Below are 23,871 nucleotides of genomic sequence, written 5' to 3'. Positions count from 1 at the left end.
AATTTACATTATTAACCTGAGTAATCATCGCCATAACCTAAACTACGCAGTGCTCTTTCATCATCAGCCCAGCCCGACTTAACTTTTACCCAAGTTTCTAAAAATACTTGTTGACCAAATAAAGCTTCCATATCTCTACGAGCTTCTTGACCTATTGTTTTTAGTCTTGCGCCTTTATTACCAATAACCATTCTTTTTTGAGTTTCACGTTCAACAAGAATAAGTGCATTAATGTGGTAAACACCTTTTTCGTCCATTTTAAACTGTTCTATTTCAACAGTCGTTGAATAAGGTAATTCGTCACCTGTGAAGCGGATCAGCTTTTCTCTAATAATTTCAGATGCCATAAATCGGCTGGAGCGATCAGTTATATAATCTTCAGGAAACCAAAATTCACCTTCTGGTAACGAATTCATACATAGATCATGAATTTTATCAACGTTATCGCCTTTACTGGCAGAGATCGGAATAATATCTTGGAATGTATGTCGAGTACCTAATTTTTGTAAATGAGGTAATAAATCTTCTTTGTTTTGTACGTTATCAATTTTATTAACGACTAAAACACAAGGTGCGCCACTTTTTTTAATTTTACTCAGAACAAGCTCGTCATCAGTTGTCCAATGTGTGCCTTCTACTAAAAATACAATAAGCTCAACTTCAGCAATAGAACTACTTGCAGCTCGGTTCATTAAGCGGTTAATAGCGCGTTTTTCATCTGTGTGCAAACCTGGTGTATCAACTAAAACGGCTTGGTTATTCTTTTCAGTTAAAATGCCTAATATACGATGACGTGTCGTTTGAGGCTTTTTAGAAGTAATACTAATTTTTTGCCCTAACAAGCTGTTAAGTAATGTTGATTTACCTACGTTAGGACGGCCGACAATAGCAATAAGTCCGCAATGTTTCATTTCTGTTGTCATTTTTGAATTAAGTCCAATACTTGTTGAGCTGCTGATTGTTCAGCTTTACGTCGGCTTGTACCTTTAGCAACAACTTCGGTGTTAATAACACTTGTAATGCATTTAACCGTAAATTGTTGATTATGTGATTGCCCGGTAATTTCTAATACTTCATATTCAGGAAGTTCTATTTTTCTGCCCTGTAAGTATTCTTGTAAACGTGTTTTCGGATCTTTTTGTCCATTACCCGGTTTAATATTCGCTAAGCGTTCACTAAACCATGCAAGAATTAAAGCTTTACATCTTTTTTGATCAGAATCTAAATATACGGCACCTATTATAGCTTCAACAGCATCTTCAAGAATTGAATCGCGTTTATGACCGCCACTTTTCAATTCACCAGCACCCAATATTAAATGTTCACCCAACTTAAAATTTCGACCAAGTTCAGCAAGTGTTACGCCTTTAACTAAGCTAGATCTCATACGAGTTAAATCGCCTTCATCATGTTGAGGAAATTGATTAAATAAAGCTTCAGCTATAACAAAACCTAGAATAGAGTCACCTAAAAACTCCAAGCGTTCATTATGTAAACCTTTAGCACTTCGATGAGTTAACGCTTGCAACAATAAATTTTGATCATTGAAAGTGTAGCCAATACGTTTAGATAAAGCGGTAAGGGCGTGAGGTGTATTTTTGATCAATTAATTAATTCCACCTAAACGTTCAAACCTAACTCCCGTTGGGATCCAATGAGGTAAAACACTATCTTCGGCTCTATCAAAATTAAAACTCATCCAAATAGCTACCGCTTCACCTACTAAGTTCTCTTCTGGCACAAAACCCCAAAATCTACCATCTAAACTATTATCTCGGTTATCACCCATCACAAAATAATGACCATCAGGAACAACAAATTCATCTCGCTGTGTACCTGCTTGCTTATAATAATGTTCTATACGAGGAGTGATCCCATTATTGATGAGTATATCGTGAGTTTTATTTGGCATTTCAGAAGTATAACGACTTAAACCATATGAACCGTCTGGTGTTGAATCTTCAGGTCTAAAGGTTTGTACAACCTGCTCAAAGTCAGAACAGGCTTTATCTGCAGGTTTACACACTGGCTTAATATATAACGACTTATTGCGGTAAATAATACGATCGCCCGGTAAGCCTATAACACGCTTAATGTAATCAACTTGCGGATCAACGGGGTATTTAAATACCACAACATCGCCACGCTCAGGTAAATTAATTTCAATAAATTTTTTGCGTGCAACAGGATCTCGTAAGCCATAGTTAAATTTATTAACAAGAATAAAGTCACCATCAAGTAATGTTGGCATCATAGAACCTGACGGAATTTGAAATGGTTCGTATAAAAAAGAACGCAATATCAATACAAAAGCAATAACGGGAAAAATCTGAACCGCTGTATCAACCATAGCTGATGGTTCAATTAAAGTGGCCTCTACTTCAGTACCTAACTCGCCTTCACATTGCGCTTTAGCATTCGCTAACTTTAGCTCTCGTTGCGGAGCTAAATAAAACTTATCTGCTAACCAAATTATTCCAGTTACTATAGTAACAACAACTAAAAATATAGAAAAATAAACTGCCATAGGGATTCCGTTTTTTCCTGTTAAATTGAAATTAACTTTCTAATTTCAATACTGATAAAAATGCTTCTTGCGGTATTTCAACATTACCAACCTGTTTCATACGTTTTTTACCGTCTTTTTGTTTCTGTAGTAATTTCTTCTTACGAGAAATATCACCACCGTAACATTTTGCTGTTACGTTTTTACGTAACTGTTTTACTGTTGTACGTGCAATAACGTTGTTACCAATAGCGGCTTGAATCGCTATATCAAACATTTGTCTGTGGATCAGTTCTTTTAGTTTTTCAACTAACATACGACCACGAGCTATTGAATGAGATCTATGCGTGATCATTGCTAACGCATCAACACGGTCGCCGTTAATCATTACATCAACTCGAACCATGTCTGCTGGTTCAAAGCGTACAAAATTGTAATCTAAAGAAGCATAACCACGACTGGTAGATTTTAACTTATCAAAAAAGTCCATTACCACTTCGGCCATAGGTAATTCATAAGTTACAGCAACTTGATTACCATGATAAATAATGTCTTTTTGCACACCACGTTTTTCAATACAAAGGGTGATTACATTACCTAAATGTTCTTGTGGCACTAAGATATTAGCTTGAACAATAGGTTCTCTAATTTCTTCAATGTTATTAATAGGTGGTAAATCACTTGGGTTATCAATCGATAATACATCGCCATTAGTACACGCAATTTCATAATTTACGGTAGGTGCTGTTGTGATAAGGTCTAGGTTGTATTCACGCTCTAAACGTTCTTGAACTATCTCCATATGGAGCATGCCAAGGAAACCTATACGGAAACCAAAACCTAATGCTGATGAATTTTCCGGTTCAAACAGTAATGAAGCATCGTTTAAGCTTAATTTATTTAGCGCATCACGGAAGTTTTCATACTCTTCTGAACTTACTGGAAAAATACCTGCATAAACTTGCGGTTGTACTTTCTTGAAACCAGGAAGTTGCTTGGCTGCTTCTTTCTTAGAAATAGTGATGGTATCACCAACCGGTGCACCATGAATTTCTTTAATACCAGCGATAATAAAGCCAACCTCACCGGTTCTAAGAATGCCAGTATCTGTCTGCTTAGGTGTGAAAATACCCACTTTGTCGATAAGATGTGTCTGTCCTGTAGACATAACCACCATTTTATCGCCTTTTTTAACTTCGCCATTCATTATACGAACTAAAGACACAACACCTTGATAGTTATCAAACCACGAATCAATAATAAGCGCTTGTAAAGGAGCGTCTCTTTCACCAACAGGTGGTGGAATATTAGCAACAATCGTTTCTAGTACATCTTCAATACCAATGCCAGTTTTAGCTGAACATTGCACAGCACCTGTAGCATCAATACCAATAATATCTTCAATTTCTTCTGAAACACGGTCAGGGTCAGCTTGTGGTAAATCAATTTTATTTAGGATAGGAATAACTTCTAATTCCATCTCAATAGCGGTATAGCAGTTAGCCACCGTTTGAGCTTCAACACCTTGTCCAGCATCTACAACTAATAAAGCGCCTTCACAAGACGCTAATGAACGTGATACTTCATAAGAGAAATCAACATGGCCCGGAGTATCAATAAAGTTAAGTTGGTAGATTTCACCATCTTTAGCTTTATAATCTAAGGTTACACTTTGCGCTTTGATCGTAATGCCACGCTCGCGCTCAATATCCATTGAATCAAGAACCTGCGCTGACATTTCGCGATCTTGTAAACCGCCACAATGCTGGATAAGACGATCGGAAAGAGTAGATTTACCATGGTCGATATGGGCGATTATCGAAAAGTTTCGGATATTTTTCATAGATGGAGGTTCAAGTATAACAATTATAAAATTAACAATAGCGGGATTTTAGCGAATTTAGTGAACGGGGGCTATCTTTATACTCAATTAACTTTCAGTAACGAGTATTTTTTCTGTAAGAATACGTAAAATCTTTGGTGTTAGTCGTGCTTTATTTTTAGGTAAGGATTGTTTCTTTTTGGCTAAAGCATAACCTAAATAGCCACCTAGCGTAGAAAGTAACACACCAAATAATTCATGCGGTAAAACACCATGATTAACCAAGTATTGTCCTAATCCACCAAAAGTAATGAGGCCAAAGAGAGGAAATAAATACACTTGCCAAGCACTTTGCAATAAACAATCATCTGAAAGGCCAAGTATAACAGTATCTCCAACCTTCACGGGTAGGTCGCTTTGTAGCACTAATGACAACTTTTTGGTTGGAAACGCTTTTGCAACTTGTCCACTGCCACAATTATCAACTTGCTGACATCCTGAGCACGCAGACTTTACTTCACTCATCACGGAGATAGACTGGTTTTCAATATGTACTACCGTAGCTAACTCTTCCATTATGGTGTTTGATTACTTGGCAATAAGCTAACAGAATCAGCAATGTCTTTAGCGGTAATTGATGAAATTTTACCTACTACACTCACCTCAACACCTTTAATGACTTGATTAAAAATTCCTGTTGCCCCGTTCATCACAAATTCAGGTTCTCGATGATTTACGGCACTTTTATTTATATAAACAGATACATCAACTAAACCATCAGAAAACAACATAAACTCCGTTGCCTGCTTTGTAATTGATAGGCGATGATAATTAGCTCTTATTTTTTCAAAGCCATTAGGTAACCAATTAACTTTCCAGTGTAAGTCGTTATCAACAACACCCTGAGGTACATCAACAACCGGTGGTAAATCTGTATTTTGTAATTGCTTTAATGGCTCTGGTAAGTCTTGTGAAAACTCTAAATGTGTAAATTGTACTTGTTCTAAAACAATACCTTCTCGGGTAATTACTGACATTTTCAGCAACATATTTGAGTCTTGATCAATCCATAAACGATAACCAAATCGGTTTTTATCTTTTGAAACAATACGAATAATTTGTGCTGAGCGGCCTAAAACACGACTTTTACCTAATGAAATAAAGTCATAGTTTTTCTCTAAAGATACAATATCTCCGCTAAAAATCGCTGGAATAGGACCACTAATTTGAGACGTTTCTACGGAATAAGGAGGTAATTCAGGTTCGATATAACTAACAATTTCATTTTTTCTTAATACGTCTCGACGCGGACCATTAAGCAAAGACAAAATTTCTAGTTCTTTACCTGTTTCGTCAACACCATGAAACCAATGATAAGGTTCAGCGTGGTTATTTTTAATAACCACGAATGAAGTACTAAAGTTACGTGTTTTTAAAGATTGAGATAAAGCATTAAGCCATGTTGAAGCTTGCTCTATTTCTGCGGCTAGTGCTGAAAATCCAGTACTCAACAAAAGTACGCAAATTAATATTCTCATTTAGGCAAGTTTTCAACCTTATTTTCAGGGATAATTTCGATTGTAGGTTCTGCAGCTCCATTTGCTTCAATATTTGAAACTGCAGTTAATTTAATTTGTTGTTTATGATCTAACAATAAAGCCTGTAAACGACGTTGTTGTTCAATATAGGCTTGCTTTTGAGACATTTGCGTTGGTTGTTGGTAGTTAAAACTCACTGGCTCAGCAATACCAACAAAAGGACTTGTTTGAATATTTTGCACTGGAACTAAATCGTCAGATTGAACAACATTATTTTGTTGAACACCTAATACCATTAAACCAGCAGCTGATGCTGCGATAGCTACTTGCCCTAAAGGTTTAACAAAACTCACAATACGTGCTTTAAACGAATTTTGCTTTTTAACTGTATTTTTAGGTGCTAAGACCGTTGGTTCATTTTCAATTGCGGCAGCAATTTTGGCAGATAAATCTAATTGTAATGTTTGAGGTACATCGTTTCTCATGATGTCACCCATCAATTGATAACGTCCCCAAGTATCAGACAATTCACTATCTTTGATAATTTCATCAAAAGATTCATCTTGTTGTATATAGTTATCTACACAAGAAGAAACTGTCTCAAACTTATTTTCACTCATACATGCACCTTAAAATTAGCGTTGTAACTAAATTAGTTACTTAACTTTGAAGTAATGGTCGTATTTTTTTATCTACAGCATCACGTGCTCTAAATATTCTAGAACGTACTGTACCAACAGGACATTCCATAATAACGGCTATTTCTTCGTAACTTAATCCTTCAAGCTCCCTTAAATTTATCGCTGTGCGTAAATCTTCAGGTAACTGCTCAATTGTATTAAATACTACTTTTTTAATTTCGTTCGTTAATAATAATTTTTCAGGGGATGCGTTTTCTCTTAATGCATCTCCACTATCATAAATCTCTGCATCTTCAATTTCAACATCTGAACCTGGTGGTTTACGTCCAGTTGCTACTAAGTGATTTTTAGCACAATTTACGGCTATTCTATAAAGCCAAGTATAAAAAGCGCTATCACCTCTAAAATTAGGTAATGCTCGATATGCTTTGATAAAGGCTTCTTGCACAATATCAGGCACATCACTTTGGTTTTTTACATATCGTGAAACTAAATTTGCTACCTTATGCTGGTATTTTGATACCAAAAGGTTAAAAGCATTTTTATCACCACTCTGTACGCGTTCAACTAATTGTTGGTCAACGTTTTGTTCACCCATCCGAGCCCTTTCCTCTAAATAATACTTAACTTCTTAACATCTGGCTCATGACAAACGCATTAATTAGGACTGCCCTAATATGAAAAAGTTCGAAAAAAAATAATAAATGTAACAATAAATTAAAGAATAGCGCTATAAGCCTTTATTTTTACTGTTATAGACATTGAATAAAAGTTAATATCTTAAATCATATAGTACATCAATATTGAAATATTATGAACAAACAACACAACTGTGACGTATTAATTATCGGAAGTGGCGCAGCAGGTTTATCTCTTGCTTTACATTTATCCAAAAATGCTGACGTTGTAGTGCTCAGTAAATCACGAGTAAACGCAGGTTCTACCTACTATGCACAAGGTGGAGTAGCCGCGGTATTTGATGAAAATGATAATATAGATTCACATGTAGCAGACACCTTAGTTGCTGGTGCGGGTTTATGTGATGAGGATGTTGTGCGTTATACCGCTGAAAATGCTAAAGAATGCATGGAATGGCTTATTGGCCAAGGTGTCAATTTTGATAAAGAAGAATCTACAAACACCGATGTAAAATACCACTTAACTCGTGAAGGCGGGCATAGCCACCGTAGAATTTTGCATTCAGCCGACGCTACAGGCAAAGCGATTCAAACGACCTTGGTTGATCAAATCAAAAACAATAACAGAATACGTTTATTCGAACGTTATAATGCAATCGATTTGATCACCAAAACAGATAAAAATAAAAAATCTGAATGTATTGGTGCTTATATTTGGAATAGAAACACAGAAAAAGTTGAAAGTATTGCCGCTCAAAAAATCATTTTAGCCACAGGTGGCGCAAGTAAAGTATATCAATACACCTCTAATCCTGACGTTGCTAGTGGCGACGGTATTGCTATGGCTTGGCGAGCAGGCTGTAGAGTAGCCAATATGGAATTTAACCAATTTCATCCTACGTGTTTATTTCACGCAGAAGCAGGAACGTTCTTATTAACGGAAGCTCTGCGCGGTGAAGGTGCATTGCTACGACGTCCTGATGGTAGTCGTTTTATGCCCAGCTTTGATGAGCGAGCCGAGTTAGCACCAAGAGACATAGTTGCACGAGCAATCGATTACGAGATGAAGCGCTTAGGTGCAGACTGCATGTATTTAGACATCAGTCATAGACCTGATGATTTTATCAAGCAACACTTCCCTACCATTTACCAAAAAATACTCAAACTCGGTATTGATATAACTAAACAACCTATTCCTATTGTACCTGCCGCTCATTATACCTGCGGTGGAGTAATGATAGATAAACAAGGAAAAACCGATCTCAACAATTTATATGCAATTGGTGAAGTTGCTTATACGGGGTTACATGGCGCAAATAGGCTAGCAAGTAACTCTTTATTAGAATGCTTAGTATTTGCGCGTGGTGCCGCGCAAGATATAGAAGAAACCCTAAAAAGAAAAGTTAAATACATCGCCCTTCCAGCTTGGGATGACAGCCGCGTAACGGATTCTGATGAAGAAGTTGTTATTCAACATAACTGGCATGAACTACGATTATTTATGTGGGATTACGTGGGTATTGTAAGAACAACTAAACGATTAGAACGGGCTTTACATCGTGTTGAATTATTGCAAAGAGAAATAGACGAATATTATCAAAACTTTAGAGTAAGTAATAACTTACTAGAACTACGTAACTTAGTACAAGTGGCTGAGCTTATAATAAAAAGTGCGATGGAACGTAAAGAAAGCCGCGGCCTGCACTACACATTAGATTACCCAGAATTAAGTAACGAAATTAAAACAACTATTTTAATACCAACTCCGTTAATAAATTAAGCTATTTAAACCAGTAAAAAAGGTCTATTAATTATTGGGTGTGGTATCGCACCTAGTCAGCATGAAAGGCATTTCGCTTAATTACACGGCATAATTGAGAATAATGATAATCAGAAACACTACTTTTAAAAATAAAGTGGGTTTCTGATTTTACTTTATTATCCTTTTCACAACTTAAACATAGCCAACAACCGAATATACCTACTCGGCTATTCAAACCCATTTCATACTGTTGCTTATTTAATTCAACAATATTATCAGGCAGTAATATAAGTTCTTTGAGAAAATACTGAGGTGTTGAACGCACCTTAGAATAAGACGCGCTAAAAAAGCTAATAACAACCATAAAAAATATAATAGCTGTTGTAGCAAGTAGCTGTATTAAAACAGGGTTAAGCTCAAATAATAAAACACTCGTTAACATTACCGCTAATAAATAAACCACAGAAAAAACAATGATCCTAGGGAATATCGACGAGTATATTTTTATCTTAAAGCTTAACTCGGTTGAGTATAAGTTGGACCAAGGAGTTAAGTTCACTGTCTTCACACTTTTCATGTCCCATAAACCAAGCAAATAACTCAGGATCTTGGCAAACGAGTAAACGTTCAAAAATAACTTTATTTTCTTCAGAAAGATCGTCGTAAGCTTCATCTACAAAAGGTAAAAGTAGAACATCAAGCTCTAACATTCCACGACGACAAGCCCATCGTAATCTTGGTTTATTATCTAATAGGGTCATACAGCACCAGTAAAATTCAAAGTAAAAGTAAAGATATGCGCCTATTCTAACAATTTAGTTCATATAAGCTTGTATTTTTTTTAATTGGCCTTATTAATTAACTAATGTTTTTCGCAAAAAATGCCACATTTCATGACTATAAAAATAGATCAATCTTTACCTTCGCTTGAACAACTCCCTAGTGTTTTTGCTATTACGCTTGATGATTTAGCCGCAATATCTTTAACCGGTGAAGAACAAAATAAATACCTACAAGGGCAAGTCACTTGTGATGTTAATAGCGCTAACGAAAATAGCTTACTTAATGGCTCTCATTGCGATGCCAAAGGCAAAGTATTTTCAGCTTTTCGTTTTATTATGCGCAACAAAGCCAACTTATTAATACAACCAAAAGCAACATTAGCCGCATCACTTGCCGAGCTAAAAAAGTTTGGCGTATTTGCTAAGGTCTCCATTGAAGCAGTTGAAAACCTAACTTATATAGCCGTTTGCGGGCAAGAGGCTAAAACAACATTAGCTCAACATTTTTCAACCTTACCATGCGAAAGCTCTCCTGTTGAAACTATAGATTCTACAACGCTTGTTTATATTGAAGGGCAAATACCTCGATATATAATCATTAACGAAGCAGACAAAATTTCAGCGCTTGCCAGCAAACTCAATATAACCACCTATGCTCATGCGGTTTGGAACTTACTTGAAATTAGCGAAGGATTTCCTACATTAAACGAATCTTCAATTTCAGCTTACGTTCCACAAATGTTAAACTTGCAGGCAGTCAATGCCATTAGCTTTACCAAAGGCTGTTACTTAGGCCAAGAAACCGTTGCAAGAATGCAATACCTTGGTAAAAATAAACGCGCGTTATATAGCTTAAAAGGCAATGGCGACGTAGTAATTAGCGCCGACAGCATTATTGAAAAACAACTGGGCGAAAACTGGCGCAAAGCAGGCGACCTACTAACAAGTTATACTGCCGACAATGGTGACTATTACCTGCAAGCCGTATTAGCAAGCGACACCGATGAAACAACAAACCTTCGCATTAAAGACGCGAATGAAGCATCATTACATATACAACCTTTACCCTACACTTTAACTACTCAGGACTGATTTAATCAGACATTATTATGAAAATTACTGCAAACAAAGTCGCCGTTATCCATTACGCTGTATCAAATGGTGAAGATACATTAATTGATAGCTCATACGATCACGAACCACTATCTATCATTCATGGTACAGGTTACTTAATTCCTGGATTAGAAAATGCGTTAGAAGGACATGAAGTAGGTGATAAATTTGAAGTAACAGTATCTCCTGAAGAAGGTTACGGCGAACGTTTTGACGACTACGTACAAACAGTACCAAAAGAAATGTTTGCTGAAATTGATGATCTAGAAGTTGGCGCACAACTACGTGCAACAACTGACGACGGCGAACAAACAGTTATAGTAGTTGATATGACAGACGACACCATTACCGTTGATGGAAACCACCCATTAGCCGGTATTGAATTAAAATTTGAAGTTGAAGTATTAGAAGTAAGAGATGCAACGGAAGACGAACTAACTCACGGCCACGTTCATGGTGAAGGCGGTTGTGGACATACTCACTAGGCAACTGATTTATTAGGTGTTGTAGAGCAACCTAATCAGAAACATAAATCCCGCTATTTAATGGTTTAAATAGTGGGATTTTTATTTTCAAGGTTTATTGAATTCATGGTGTTTTCTGGTAAGTTCTGACTATTGAAATGAATGTCATTACGAGACATTTTCATTATAAGTTATTAGAAGTTTTATCAGGGATGGTGTTCAATTGAAAAACTTATTAATTCTCATCGTTATTTGTGGGGCTGCATGGCAGTTCTACTTTAAAAACAATGCCCCAGTCGAAACCACTCACAAAAAAATAATATCTGAATTATCAAATAGCGATGCTATAAAAACATTAGCTCAAGCTAAAGAGATAACTAAACCCAAAGCCACCTATAAATGTGATGGTAGACAACATTGTTCTCAAATGAAATCATATGAAGAAGCAAAATACTTTATCAGTTACTGTCCTAATACAAAAATGGACGGTGATCATGATGGCATTCCTTGTGAAAGACAATTTAATAGATAAGATGTTTTCAGTAAAGATAGCCTCCTGAACTCGCTGATATGGATGAAGAGCTAATTGCAGGCCCTAGAAAAATAGAAGATATTCCAATTGAGAAAGCAGAAAAGAAAGGGCTAAATCAATTAAGCAATTGATTATATTCATAACTTGGCTAAGTTTCTCAAGTCGACTATTTACAAATGGTTCCTAACTATTTCAAACATTAATTTAGTCTATGCATAAAGAATCAAGGAATTGAATTGTTAAATATAGCCAAACGTATACAAATCATAGAATCTCTAGTATTAGAAGATACTGCGCAAAGTTTAACTTATGCGGCTTTAGAAAGTAGATTAACAATTGAGTTTATATTCTATGAAAGATTTAAGCTTTCACATTCTCATTTATCTTCAGAAGATCTTAAAGATTGGAGACCTAAAAATATATTAAAACAGGTATTGGAAGAAATTAATGAAAATGTAGATAAAGGTTTTACTGTCTCAATTTCAAAAGACCCCATACTAGGTAAGCATCCTTCGACAAAAGAAGAATATGAATCTATCGAATACGTTCCTTTAGGAGAACAATCTGCAATTAATTTAAATCTCTTAAACAGATTTTGGCAAAGCTTTTCTGGTTTAGCTCTTCATATTCCTGTTCCTACTATCTGCTCCGGTGAAATAGAAATTTATGGAGATAAAAGTAAAACAAAAAATAAACTTGAAAAGTTTTTAACGTATTTATCGAAAATAAAAGATGGTAACCTTTTGATGGGAGGCATGGAGGGAGTAGATTTTTGTTTTAATTGTTATTCCTGCGACAGTTTAATAAAAAAACCAGTTAAGTATATAAAGACATCTATTATAGCTAATTGTATTAACCTTAAATGTAATGAAAGTTATCTCATAGAACATGATATAGAAAGCAGGTATAAAATTACAAAACGTTGTATTAAATTACAGTGTAATGAGTGTAAAAAAGACTTAGAAGTACCAACCAATATTTTCAAAAAACTTAAATTTGAAGAGCAATTACAAATTAATTGTGTGGAATGTAAAACCCATCAAACAATAATCATGTATCCTTTAATTAAAAGTAATTCATAATGAAAATTCATTGACTAACAACTTTAAAAATCACCATGGAAACACTTTAAAATCAAAAGAATCTACTCTGCCTCACCTATCACTCCATCAACGCTTGCACTTTCCCTTTCACTTCTCCATATTTCAGCGCTTCACACATTGCAAAGCCTGACAGCTTTTTCACTTTTTGTTTAGTAAACATAGGGACGGTTAACCCTACTAAAAATTGGCAATAAATACTGATAGGTAAATCGATTATGCCCGCAGCTTTTAAGTGTTCAGTTAACTGTACACAGGCATCGCTTATAGTGTTGTCGTCTGGCCATTGGGGGGTTGATGAATATGCTAATTTTGCGACTTTGCCTAAACACACGGAGCAATGATTACAGTTTTCAGGGCTTTGTTTGTCGTCAAAATACAGCGATAAATTTTTACTTAAACAACGGTCTAATTCAAAAAATCGAATGAGTGCAGCTATGCGGTTAATCTCGCTTTGTTCTTTTTCAGTAAAATACACAAACACTTGCTGTGCTAAATCAGGTGAATTAAGTTGCTGTGGAACGACTTGATACACTTCTGTCATCTTTTTAGTTTGTAGTTCGATTAATTTTTTCTCATGTAAATAATCTAAAGCGGTTACTACGCGAGAACGACCAAATTAATCTAGTCGCTCTACTTGATCAAAGTTTTATTTAATTGATCAGACAAGTGTTTGAAAAGCTGTTCATTATTTCTTTTGCTTTTTTAATTGTTACTTCCATCTGTTTTACATGGTTTATATGAAATTCAGCAAAATAAATTTTATTTTCTTTTGTTGCTACCCGAATAATAAAAATCTCCTCATTCTTATTTATATCCGAATGCAACTCCTTAAAATTAGCTTTAAGAACGAACTCTAACCCATTAATATTTGACAGAATAATAGGGCTAGCTTCTGCAAGCCTATTAGAGTAAAAGAATTTGTCTTTAAGCCTGTAACTATAATTATCAAAGAATTGTTTATAAATATCTTGAGATTTATCTAAATCTTCAATACCTTTTAATAGGTGAAGATTATCACTTTTATCCAATTCATAAATAGACAAATTCCAGTAACTATCATGTAACATAAAGTTGACCGATGCCTTTTTTATACCCTGATTGATTTCAGTTGATACATCAACGTTGGGTATTTTAAATTTTTCGACATTACATGTTAGTGAGTCAGCAGCAAAGGTTGTTTGAATATTGAATAATATAAAAAAAAATAAAAAATTAACGCTTTTCATTTAGCTTATTCTCCAATCTAACTATTTTAAAGGTGGAATAAACGAATTGTACAATAGAGAAAATAAAAACAGCATAAAATATATATTCTTTATCTTGAATACTTGAGTTATTGAAAAAGGTAATACCTCCAACAATGGTCACCACCAAATAAACGACAGCAAAAATTCTATTAAATAACATAAAACCTACTTTTAATAAACGGGGGAGGTTTTTAATTGACTTCTGTTTGTTATTTCTTGATTGACCTTTTCAAGTTCTGAGCTGTTAAACAAGAAAGCTCCCCAAAGAACTAATGTTACAACCCCACCTCTAGTCATTCTTTTTCTTTTCCATGTGTCTTGTATTATTGTTTTAACTCCTACTGCGGAAGCCGTTAAACCAATAATACCCGCATAACGATTGATACTATCATGAAAGTTACGGTCATTTAATAACTCATCATTACTTAAAGACCAAACTCCCCACTGAGGATTAACACTTATATCAAGTATTAAATTCACTAACTGTCCCTCTAAAGGTTTATTTTTATTACCAACTTGCCTAATCAGAGACATAGCCTCTGTTTTTTGAATTCGATTAAGATGTCTATATAATATTACTCCTGACATTGCTTCTAGTTCTAACTGTCCTCCATCCTTAACAAAAGAGAATGGTATGTTTGTTATTTTAGCTAAGTGTCGGAGCTGTTCAGGTAGGTTTTTTGGTAAAATATATGGTAATTTTGACTTGTTCATTTATATCCCTTTTAATCTATCTTCCTAATTTACCAAATAATATTAACCCTTTTTTTTATAGACAACAATAAATTCTCTTTCCTATTTTAATTTCTGTTACTTAAGGTGGTTTTAGACGAATTTAGGCTCAAAGTTAACATCATATGATGATAAATCAACATCCTCTATAAGCTTGTTACTACTATTGTGGATACAGATTTATGGAGTGTAACCATGATGTTGTAGCCAAATTAACTCAGCCACAACAAACTCTATAACCTCACCTAACTCCCCATCAACGCTTGCACTTTCCCTTTCACCTCTCCATATTTCAGCGCTTCACACATTGCAAAGCCTGACAGCTTTTTCACTTTTTGTTTAGTAAACATAGGGACGGTTAACCCCACTAAAAATTGGCAATAAATACTGATAGGTAAATCGACTATGCCAGCAGCTTTTAAGTGCTCGGTTAACTGTATACAAGCATCACTTATGGTGTTGTCGTCTGGCCACTGTGGTGTTGATGAATATGCTAATTTTGCGACTTGGCCTAAACACACGGAGCAATGATTACAGTTTTCAGGGCTTTGTTTGTCGTCAAAATACAGCGATAAGTTTTTACTTAAACAACGGTCTAATTCAAAAAATCGAATGAGTGCAGCTATGCGGTTAATCTCACTTTGTTCTTTTTCAGTAAAATACACAAACACTTGCTGTGCTAAATCAGGTGAATTAAGTTGCTGTGGAACTACTTGATACACTTCTGTCATCTTTTTAGTTTGTAGTTCGATTAATTTTTTCTCATGTAAATAATCTAAAGCGGTTACTACGCGAGATCGATCACATTGATACTGCTGCTGTAGCGAGAGAAAGTCAGGCTCCCCCCATATTTTTTTAAACTGTGTATTAGCAAAAACCGCTTGTAAAAAGGTTTTTCGTTCTCCTTCAAACATGGCTACAATGTCATTTTCTTTCGCTAAAAATTTATATTTAAATTCAGCGAAGTAAGCATGTTTAGGCGTTAACATTCCCATTAGCTCTAATTGTACGAGTAAGGTTTTTAACGGTAGTTGACGAATATTAGTGTCGTTAGAAAGACCTGTTATTTGCACTTCCCATTGGTTGTGCTGACTTTCTTTTTTAATATTTTCGAGCAGTAGCTCAATACTATTTAGCGTTGGTGTGTCGCCATAAACAAAATTTTCAAGGGTATGTAAGCTGTCTAAATTAGCTAGGGTAATACAATTTGATTGCTGCCCGTCTCGCCCTGCTCTTCCTATTTCTTGGCTATAGTTTTCGATAGATTTAGGTAAGTCGTAATGCACTACAAAACGAATATCTGATTTATCAATCCCCATACCAAAAGCAATAGTGGCGACCATTACGGGAATATTACCACTCATAAAACGTTGTTGAATATCTTGCTTTTTATCGTCAGCAAAACCCGCATGATAGGCTTGAGCATTAATACCTTGCTGTTGCAGGTATTGCGCAACAACTTCAGCAGTTTGCTGCAAAGTAACATAAACAATACCGCAGCCACTTTGCTGATTAATGGTATTAATTAGTTCTTGGTTTTTATGTTGCTGAGCAACAGGTACAACCGATAAATTTAAGTTGGCTCGGTAAAAACCTGTTTGCACTATATGTTGTGGTTGAATAGCAAACTTAGCTGCCATATCTTTTTTTACTTTTGCGGTGGCGGTTGCCGTAAGTAACAATACTTGCGGTATGTTTAATTCGTTTTTATAAGCAGGTAATTTGAGGTAATCGGGGCGAAAGTTATGACCCCATTCTGAAATACAATGAGCTTCATCAACCACTAACTGTGAAATAGCTACCGATGAGATAAAACGCCTAAATCTTTCATTTTTAAAACGCTCTACCGACACCATAAGTATTTTAATGTTACCTGCTTTTACGTTTTGAATAACTTGTTGATGCTGTTCAGCACTTAAAGAAGAGTCAATGCTAGCAGCCGGAATACCTTTAGCTTCTAAAAAGGTGAGTTGATCTTTAATTAACGCTAATAACGGCGATACCACTAAGGTTAAATGAGGCAAGTGTAAGGCGCTTAGTTGATAACAAAGCGACTTACCTGAACCTGTAGGAAAGATAGCAAGAGACGATTGCCCATCAATTAATTGCCTGATGGCTTGCTCTTGTCCTTCTCGAAAGCCATCAAAACCAAAAACCTGTTTTAAATTAGAAAGTAACTGCAAAAAAATGACCTTATTTATAAATAACGAAAAAATACATATTAACGAATAAAGTGACTATTTATTTAGTTGAATAATAGTGGCTTTGAATACGTGCGCAATAACCCACTAAGTTATCATATTTTTTAGCTAATAAATTAAAGTCACTTGAATAGTCTACTAATAAAAACTGGCAAAGAATTGAATAAGCCGTTACATCAAAACTTGATATAGACTCACCAAAGAAATAATCCTTATCACCTAATAGGTTAGATAATGCCGCTAAAGATTGATCGGTGATAGATAACACTTCATCTCGACTGTGGCGTGCAACACCTTGGGAGTCTAATTTTTTAATGGTTTTTTTACGAATAACGCCAGCAGCAATATTGTTGATTGGAAAAGGAATACCCGCAAAAAAAGTCTCTTTGCATATAGGCCATGTTTTATCGTCGGCCCAGCGTGAATACACTAAACACCAATATAGATTTTCGTCTAACGACTTTGTTAATAAATAAGCCGTTGCTTTTTGCTCAGGAGTTAAAGACTTGTCGATATTTATCGCGTACTTATTATTGAGGTATTCAATAATAAAAGCTGAATCACCAATGGCTTGGTTATCATCTTCAATAAAAGGGAGTTTACCTTTGGGTGATTTTTTTAAGTTATTTATACCACTTTTAACTTGGTAATCTAACTTAGCAATTCGTAAATACAAATCAACCTTCACAACAAACGGGCTTGCATCCATAACACCGAAAGCTGGACCAAAACTATATAAAGTAATCATGTATGTAACACTTCCTTAATACTAATAATCAGCAAAAATCTATAGTAAAACAGTGTAGTTTACTATTCATTTTTACCTAATACATTATTAAAAAATAAAAGGACGATTGAAATACCCCCTTTACTATCAAGCTCATAACATTGTTAGTTTAGTATGATAAAAAGTCATTAGATTTTTATTTTGATATATATTCGGAAATATTAGAAATAAATGAGGGAATTATGAATATCCCCAAACCACTCTTGTTACTATTAAGTGCTCATTTTCCTAAATAGCACAAGTAAGCAACAGTGTTAATCTGCACTTTATCAAAAGCCTGTAATAACCAGTATTACAGGCTATTATACAATGCAATATCACTTAATTAATTTAGCACACTGCGTTGTGTTTAGTTACAGGCTTCACCCATAACGTTCCCACTTCTGCCTTAATGATTTTAACCTCAGTGTTTGCTTCTATTTCTTGTTCAGATTTTAGCTTCCACATAATGCCTGAAAACTTATAGTCAGGGTTTTCATGTAGGCTTATCGCTTCTTCTGTCATAAAACAAACACCCACAAAATCACTATCAACTTCTTTATTATCAGTATCGCCTTGCATGCGTTTTAAGGGCTTCCATAAACTAAAAGCTAATATTGCCGTGAGCAATGCAGTAGACATTAATACACTGTTATAACTATGAGGTAATATATCTAACCAGAGGGCAGTTCCAGTTAACACCATAGCTAAGCCCATAAAAAACAATATAAAAGTAGCAAAACCTAAAATAACTACTTCAACGGTTAATAATAACAAACCTATGGCAACTATGGTTTCAGCTAAATATTGTGTAAGCCACTCATTCATTATTATCTACTCCCATTCAGTGCACTTATAATGGTGGTTGCTTGTGCTACGAGCGAACTTGCCTCTGTTGCACTGTCAGGTAATAAAACAATACTCGATTCTTTAGCGATAGCAGCTTTTGCAGCAATCGCTTTGGTGGCAAGATCTAATTGAACGGCTTTTTGTCCTTGATCTGTTGAAGCAGCTTCACCAATAACTTTTAATGCCAATGCTTGTGCATCAGCAACCGCTATTATTGCTTTAGCTTCACCTTCAGATTGTAGTATTTGTTCTTGTTTTTCACCTTCGGCAGCCAGTACTTGCGCCTGTTTTTGCCCTTCTGCAATATTAATCGCTGACTGTTTTTCACCTTCAGATTCAAGTATTTTAGCGCGACGTTCTCGCTCGGCTTTCATCTGAGATTCCATCGCATGCATAATAGACTGTGGTGGCGTAATATCTTTAATTTCGTAACGTAAAACTGCAACACCCCATACTTCAGCGGCTTCGTTAATAGAGGTAACAATGCGACTATTAAGCATATCTCGCTCTTCAAAAGTTTTATCTAAATCTATCTTACCGATTTCAGAACGCATAGTGGTTTGAGCTATTTGTGTTACCGCAAACACATAATCTTCAACGCCGTAAGTGGCTTTGTATGGGTCTAACACACGGAAGTATAAAACACCGTCAACATGCAAAGAAATGTTATCTTTGGTAATAGCTGACTGACCAGGAATATCGTAAGCCTGCTCTTTTAAGGAACGGTCTGCTGATATTGTATCTACAAAAGGGATAATAAAGTTTAATCCGGCAATTTTAGTTGATTGATACTTACCAAAACGTTCAATAACCCAAGCTCGATTTTGAGGAACAAACTTAATAGATGACTTCAAGGTAATAATAACAAATATTAATATCGCGAAGGGTACAGTTAAAACATACTCAAAAATTATTTCCATATTTTTCTCCTTGCATTGATTATCCCGGGTTCGGGTTAATTAACTCTACCCTATCAATTAACGACATAATATGTCAACTTGCTTTATTTCATCAAATGAAGACTTGTTTATCTAATCTAAGAAAAAATTATAATAAATATAAACTTGGCTCGTTAACGCTAAAATAACAATACTCGATATACTCCACCTTCTCATTGCTTTAGTGGGCCTGTCTTTTTCAGCAACTTCATCAGCGTACATTGCTCTATGGTTTAGCCACGCAATGAATGGCGCCGTTAAAAAAGAGACACTAATTGAAAGATCAATGAAGGTTTTGAAAGACTTTAATAAAAAGAGAATGAGTAAGAGAGCACCTGAAATTTGTATAAACAATGTTGCGTAATAATAACGATTATTTTCAGCTGAATCAGGCGATATTATTTTTTGCATGGCTTGAAAAGCTCTTGGATAACCATCTAAAACCGTCATTAATGAAGAGGTCATAACCGCTATTGCAGCAGCAGATATAAGAGGAATAACCCAATCGCCAATTGCATTAGCAAACATAGTGATTAACATTGAAGCAAAACCAGCGGCACTAGAAGGCATTTCAGTACCGGTATTATAAAGCAAGCCAGCACCTAAAAATAAAAAACAAATGGCTAAAATAAATGTTAAAAAGTAACCAAAATTAAAGTCAAAACGTGCTTCAGCCATTGTTACTCTTCTGCCTAACTCTTTTGACTTTGCATTCACCCATAACGATTGAAAAATAGAAACACCAACAGCTGTAGGCATCCAACCAATTAACGCAATTAAAAAAAGCACTTGGGTCGTATCAAAACTTAACTCGGGTACATATTGAGCACTTTGCCATGCAAAATCAGGTGCGATCATAAAAACAGCAGCAAAAGTAAATACAGTAAACAACACAACAAAAAAAGTGGCTATGCGTTCTAACAAACGATATTTACCCGATATTAATACCGCCGCAATGGTTGCTAATAAGCAAACAGAAATAGAAACATAGCTATAGTCTAACGAGAATATATTTTTCAATAATCCTGCGGTAACTACTGATAACGCAGCGGTTGCCACAAACATAGTAATAATTGCATCAATAAAATATATAGCAATGCACCATTTACCTTGCTCTCGGTAACTATGCAGTAAAGTGCGCCCTGTTGCCGCAGCATAATCAGTACTTAATCTAAAAGCGGGATACTTTAATAAACAGGCTAATAAAATAAATATAGCCAAACTTAAGCTGTACATTCCGCCAGCTCTTGTTGATTGAATTAAATGAGATGTTCCTACTGCTGTTGCAGCAAGTAATAAACCTGGACCGAGTTTATTTTTAATTTGTATAAAAAAGTCAAAGAAGTTCGGTGGGGATTCGCTAACATTAGCGTTTAAGTGTTTCATAATGTTCACCATTATCCGTCAACTAATACAATAAAAACAAATTGACGATATATAAATTGAAAAGCAAAAACGCTTATATATCAAATTTATTAGTAAATTGACATATAAGCGCTTAAATCATAAATACTTCTGAAGAAAAGTTAGAACTCGTAGTCTACAGATAAATAGTAATTACGCGGGCGAGAATAAATAACGTTTTCGTAACCAATTTCGTTATTCGCATCACCACCTAATTTATAAATTTTATCAGTTAGGTTTTCAACACCGAGAGTAATTTTATAATCATCATTTGAGCTGGTATACACCAGTGCAGCATTATAGGCAGCATATCCTTCTGCTCTTACGTAATCAGAGTTAGCGGCCTCAAATTCTTGAGAGCTTTTATAGACAGCGTCTAATCTTGTAGATAAATATGCTCCACTGTTTAACTCAAACATATAAGAAACACCTAAGCTACCGTTATGTTTAGGCGTAAATACAAACTCGTCATCCACAGTAATACCTGCTGCTTGAGCATCTTCTGATATTTCATCATACTCTGCATCTGTAAAACCATAAGCTAAGTTAACCAGCATTGAATCAACAGGTACCCATGTAATTTCAGTTTCTAAACCTTTAATGGTTGCTTTTGCAGCATTAGTTTGGAAAGTAGCAATACCGCCTCTATTTGCAGCTACGATCATATCGGTATAATCACTATAGAAAACAGCTGAGTTAAAGCGAAGTGAATCACTAAAATCAATTTTCACTCCCATTTCATAGGTTGTAACTTTTTCAGGATCAAAAGTAGGCAAACATTCATTACCATCACCACATTCACCATTACCTTGAGCAATTAATGCTTGTGCTTCAGGCGTAGTAAAACTTGTATTTGTTATACGCCACTCAAAACCACCTGATTTAAAACCAGTAGAAACTGTACCATAAAGTTTAACATCTTCACTTGCATCATAACCGACACTTACTCGCCATGTTGTTTCGTCGAATGAAATGGTATTTTCTACATTATCGATTAAGTAATCCGTTGTATTTATTGAACGACGAGGAATAGTTGCAGTGGTTGAATCACAATCAGTTGTTGGTGAAGTAGGACGTAAATCTATAGAACAACCGGGAAAGGCGAAATCGTTAGGTGTTGCATTTTTTTCTTCGTTTGTATAACGAGCACCAAGTGTTAAGCTCCATTTTTCATCTAGATCATAAGTCCCTTCAGCGTAAACTGCGTAGTTTGAGTTATCTGTAATTCCACCGATGTGAATAGGATACAACGTACCTTGTAGCGCACCATCAAAATCAAGCTGATTATCTGACTCTTCTTCATAATAAAAAGCGCCAGCAACCCAAGTTAACTTTTCTGATATACCATTTAGCCTAAAGTCATAAGAGGTTTGCTCAGAATCAAAAGACTCACGATTTTCAAAAATATTTAACGTTGTTCCATCAACTTGACGAGCAATATTAGCTTCTAATTGACGATGAGCAACAATAAAGGTCGCATCAATATTTTCGTTTACAACATAATTGGTGCCAAGTGATACGCCCCAAGCGTCAATATCATTTTGAGATAATGTGTTTTCACCCGTTTTATAAGGGCCCAATTGTTGCGACTCATTATAACAATCTGTACCGACTGAACTATTTCCTTCAACACAACCTTGAGATGTCGAGTTAGGCGCAAAACCAGAAAAACCATTAAAGCCATTCCATGCGCCAGGTAAGGTTCTGTTATCTACATATTTAGCATTAACTTCTGCAGATGACTCTTCACGCTCTCTTATGTAATCAGCAATAAACTTAAAACTTAAATCAGCCGTTGCGTTATAAAGTAGCTTGGTTCTGAAACCCTGAGCATTGGTATTACCGAGTTTTTCGCTGTCAGGTACGTTAACGCGTTCAACAGTACCGTCTCTATCACGCGACATCAGCGTCATAATACCACTTACATTGTCACTTAAATCGCCAGCAACGGTTGCAAACACATCAAGTCGCCCCTGATCGCCCACCAAAACACGTACTTTGCCATTGTCATATTGATCGGGATCTTTAGAGGTAAGTGAAATTGCACCACCTATAGTATTACGACCAAATAATGTTCCTTGTGGCCCTCGTACAACTTCGACACTTTGCACGTCGGCAAGATCAAGTACTGAACCTAATGTACGTCCCATGTATACATCATCAACATATATACCAACACCAGGGTCAACTACAGGCACATAATCGTTTTGACCTATACCTCGAATATAAACAACCGCATTTGAAGATGAACCAGAAACCGCTCCAGATGTACTAAAACTTACATTAGGTGCAACACTCGCAATCCCCGTTAAATCAGCTACCCCCATTTCTTCTAATTGGTCACCTTGAATAGACGTGATAGATAAAGGAGTGTCTTGCAAACTCTCAACACGCTTACGCGCAGTAACAGTAATAACTTCAACACCGAAGCTTTTTCCTGACTTAGCTTCTTCTTTTTCTTCTTGACTATTTTCTGGGTTTTGCTCTTGAGCAGATAAATTTTGAGTACCTGCAAGTAACCCAAAAAATGTGGCTAATCCTGTAAAGAATGATTTTTTTATTGTAGTAGTATTTCTCATAGTATTATTTACCAGCTTGTTTGAATCCAAACGTGAAATTGTAATAACTCCACTTTTCGTAAGGCTGCCGGTTAAAGAAGTGTCTGCAAATAAAATACCTAACGCCTCTTGTAAGGTAAAATCTCCATTTACAGGATTTGTTTTTATATTTTCAACATCTTTTGATTGATATAGGACTGATTTTTTTGTTTGTCTAGATAGGGCTTTAATTGAAACTTTTGCTTGTGTTAATTGAATATTCAATGAGTATTTTT

Annotated in this window: 24 protein-coding genes; 5 read left to right on the top strand and 19 right to left on the bottom strand. The window is 35.5% G+C overall.

Features of this window, described 5'->3' with window-relative positions; all coding sequences use genetic code 11:
- Positions 1-11 precede the first annotated feature (11 nt).
- The 8 genes from era to rpoE form a co-directional block, all read right to left on the bottom strand.
- A complete protein-coding gene (gene era, locus AC0L5Q_RS16790) occupies positions 12-923 on the bottom strand; it encodes a GTPase Era (protein WP_473611734.1) in 912 nt (303 codons plus the stop codon).
- Positions 920-1,606, bottom strand: coding sequence for a ribonuclease III (rnc, locus tag AC0L5Q_RS16785; RefSeq protein WP_473611729.1), 687 nt, complete (start codon positions 1,604-1,606; stop codon positions 920-922). Before rnc ends, era begins: the two co-directional genes overlap by 4 nt.
- Complete coding sequence (gene lepB / locus AC0L5Q_RS16780) at positions 1,607-2,527, bottom strand: signal peptidase I (RefSeq protein ID WP_473611725.1); 921 nt, start codon at positions 2,525-2,527, stop codon at positions 1,607-1,609. It lies immediately after the preceding gene.
- A 31-nt stretch (positions 2,528-2,558) separates the two neighbouring features.
- The gene (gene lepA / locus AC0L5Q_RS16775; protein ID WP_473611721.1) at positions 2,559-4,349 is read right to left on the bottom strand and encodes a translation elongation factor 4; all 1,791 of its coding nucleotides are present in this window, start codon (positions 4,347-4,349) and stop codon (positions 2,559-2,561) included.
- A gap of 87 nt (positions 4,350-4,436) precedes the next feature.
- Entirely contained in the window at positions 4,437-4,904 is a 468-nt protein-coding gene (locus AC0L5Q_RS16770; protein ID WP_473611717.1) for a SoxR reducing system RseC family protein, read from the bottom strand.
- Positions 4,904-5,866, bottom strand: a complete 963-nt coding sequence (locus AC0L5Q_RS16765; RefSeq protein ID WP_473611713.1) for a MucB/RseB C-terminal domain-containing protein — start codon at positions 5,864-5,866, stop codon at positions 4,904-4,906. The genes AC0L5Q_RS16770 and AC0L5Q_RS16765 overlap by 1 nt, the downstream gene beginning before the upstream one ends.
- Positions 5,863-6,486 carry a sigma-E factor negative regulatory protein gene (locus AC0L5Q_RS16760; RefSeq protein WP_473611709.1) on the bottom strand — a complete coding sequence of 208 codons (624 nt, stop codon included), beginning with the start codon at positions 6,484-6,486 and terminating at the stop codon, positions 5,863-5,865. Before AC0L5Q_RS16760 ends, AC0L5Q_RS16765 begins: the two co-directional genes overlap by 4 nt.
- 40 nt (positions 6,487-6,526) lie before the next feature.
- Positions 6,527-7,105, bottom strand: coding sequence for an RNA polymerase sigma factor RpoE (gene rpoE / locus AC0L5Q_RS16755; RefSeq protein ID WP_076420332.1), 579 nt, complete (start codon positions 7,103-7,105; stop codon positions 6,527-6,529).
- A 215-nt stretch (positions 7,106-7,320) separates the two neighbouring features.
- On the opposite strand from rpoE, the gene nadB reads away from it, so the two are divergent.
- Positions 7,321-8,925 (top strand): L-aspartate oxidase, encoded by a 1,605-nt coding sequence (nadB, locus tag AC0L5Q_RS16750; protein WP_473611704.1) that lies wholly within the window; start codon positions 7,321-7,323, stop codon positions 8,923-8,925.
- Positions 8,926-8,977: 52 nt separating this feature from the next.
- Here nadB and AC0L5Q_RS16745 read toward each other — a convergent pair whose 3' ends face one another.
- Both AC0L5Q_RS16745 and AC0L5Q_RS16740 read right to left on the bottom strand, forming a co-directional pair.
- The gene (locus tag AC0L5Q_RS16745; RefSeq protein ID WP_473611701.1) at positions 8,978-9,370 is read right to left on the bottom strand and encodes a hypothetical protein; all 393 of its coding nucleotides are present in this window, start codon (positions 9,368-9,370) and stop codon (positions 8,978-8,980) included.
- 46 nt (positions 9,371-9,416) lie between these two features.
- A complete protein-coding gene (locus AC0L5Q_RS16740) occupies positions 9,417-9,668 on the bottom strand; it encodes an FAD assembly factor SdhE (protein ID WP_473611697.1) in 252 nt (83 codons plus the stop codon).
- Positions 9,669-9,800: 132 nt separating this feature from the next.
- Here AC0L5Q_RS16740 and ygfZ point away from each other — a divergent pair, with 132 nt between their 5' ends.
- The 4 genes from ygfZ (at position 9,801) to AC0L5Q_RS16720 (ending at position 12,880) form a co-directional block, all read left to right on the top strand.
- The gene (gene ygfZ, locus AC0L5Q_RS16735; protein ID WP_473611693.1) at positions 9,801-10,781 is read left to right on the top strand and encodes a tRNA-modifying protein YgfZ; all 981 of its coding nucleotides are present in this window, start codon (positions 9,801-9,803) and stop codon (positions 10,779-10,781) included.
- Between the two features lie 17 nt (positions 10,782-10,798).
- The gene (locus AC0L5Q_RS16730) at positions 10,799-11,287 is read left to right on the top strand and encodes an FKBP-type peptidyl-prolyl cis-trans isomerase (protein ID WP_077340209.1); all 489 of its coding nucleotides are present in this window, start codon (positions 10,799-10,801) and stop codon (positions 11,285-11,287) included.
- A gap of 202 nt (positions 11,288-11,489) precedes the next feature.
- Positions 11,490-11,798 carry an excalibur calcium-binding domain-containing protein gene (locus AC0L5Q_RS16725; protein ID WP_473611688.1) on the top strand — a complete coding sequence of 103 codons (309 nt, stop codon included), beginning with the start codon at positions 11,490-11,492 and terminating at the stop codon, positions 11,796-11,798.
- Between the two features lie 236 nt (positions 11,799-12,034).
- Positions 12,035-12,880, top strand: a complete 846-nt coding sequence (locus AC0L5Q_RS16720) for a hypothetical protein (RefSeq protein ID WP_473611684.1) — start codon at positions 12,035-12,037, stop codon at positions 12,878-12,880.
- Positions 12,881-12,959: 79 nt separating this feature from the next.
- On the opposite strand, the gene AC0L5Q_RS16715 is transcribed toward AC0L5Q_RS16720, so the two are convergent.
- From AC0L5Q_RS16715 to AC0L5Q_RS16675, 9 genes are all read right to left on the bottom strand, one after another.
- Positions 12,960-13,442 (bottom strand): RecQ family zinc-binding domain-containing protein, encoded by a 483-nt coding sequence (locus AC0L5Q_RS16715; protein WP_473611680.1) that lies wholly within the window; start codon positions 13,440-13,442, stop codon positions 12,960-12,962.
- 109 nt (positions 13,443-13,551) lie between these two features.
- Positions 13,552-14,127 (bottom strand): hypothetical protein, encoded by a 576-nt coding sequence (locus tag AC0L5Q_RS16710; RefSeq protein ID WP_473611676.1) that lies wholly within the window; start codon positions 14,125-14,127, stop codon positions 13,552-13,554.
- A 192-nt stretch (positions 14,128-14,319) separates the two neighbouring features.
- Positions 14,320-14,862 carry a hypothetical protein gene (locus AC0L5Q_RS16705; RefSeq protein WP_473611672.1) on the bottom strand — a complete coding sequence of 181 codons (543 nt, stop codon included), beginning with the start codon at positions 14,860-14,862 and terminating at the stop codon, positions 14,320-14,322.
- Between the two features lie 263 nt (positions 14,863-15,125).
- Entirely contained in the window at positions 15,126-17,069 is a 1,944-nt protein-coding gene (locus tag AC0L5Q_RS16700; RefSeq protein ID WP_473618324.1) for a RecQ family ATP-dependent DNA helicase, read from the bottom strand.
- Between the two features lie 52 nt (positions 17,070-17,121).
- Positions 17,122-17,829: a glutathione S-transferase family protein gene (locus AC0L5Q_RS16695; protein WP_473611667.1), complete on the bottom strand. Its 708-nt coding sequence runs from the start codon at positions 17,827-17,829 to the stop codon at positions 17,122-17,124.
- A gap of 369 nt (positions 17,830-18,198) precedes the next feature.
- A complete protein-coding gene (locus tag AC0L5Q_RS16690; protein WP_473611663.1) occupies positions 18,199-18,675 on the bottom strand; it encodes an NfeD family protein in 477 nt (158 codons plus the stop codon).
- Between the two features lie 2 nt (positions 18,676-18,677).
- Positions 18,678-19,616, bottom strand: coding sequence for an SPFH domain-containing protein (locus tag AC0L5Q_RS16685; protein WP_473611659.1), 939 nt, complete (start codon positions 19,614-19,616; stop codon positions 18,678-18,680).
- A 111-nt stretch (positions 19,617-19,727) separates the two neighbouring features.
- Positions 19,728-21,020 carry an NRAMP family divalent metal transporter gene (locus tag AC0L5Q_RS16680; RefSeq protein ID WP_473611655.1) on the bottom strand — a complete coding sequence of 431 codons (1,293 nt, stop codon included), beginning with the start codon at positions 21,018-21,020 and terminating at the stop codon, positions 19,728-19,730.
- Positions 21,021-21,160: 140 nt separating this feature from the next.
- Positions 21,161-23,860 carry a TonB-dependent receptor gene (locus AC0L5Q_RS16675; RefSeq protein WP_473611650.1) on the bottom strand — a complete coding sequence of 900 codons (2,700 nt, stop codon included), beginning with the start codon at positions 23,858-23,860 and terminating at the stop codon, positions 21,161-21,163.
- Positions 23,861-23,871: the final 11 nt, after the last annotated feature.

The organism is Pseudocolwellia sp. G5-9, assembly GCF_055808995.1.
This window is presented reverse-complemented; position numbering and strand designations above follow the sequence as displayed.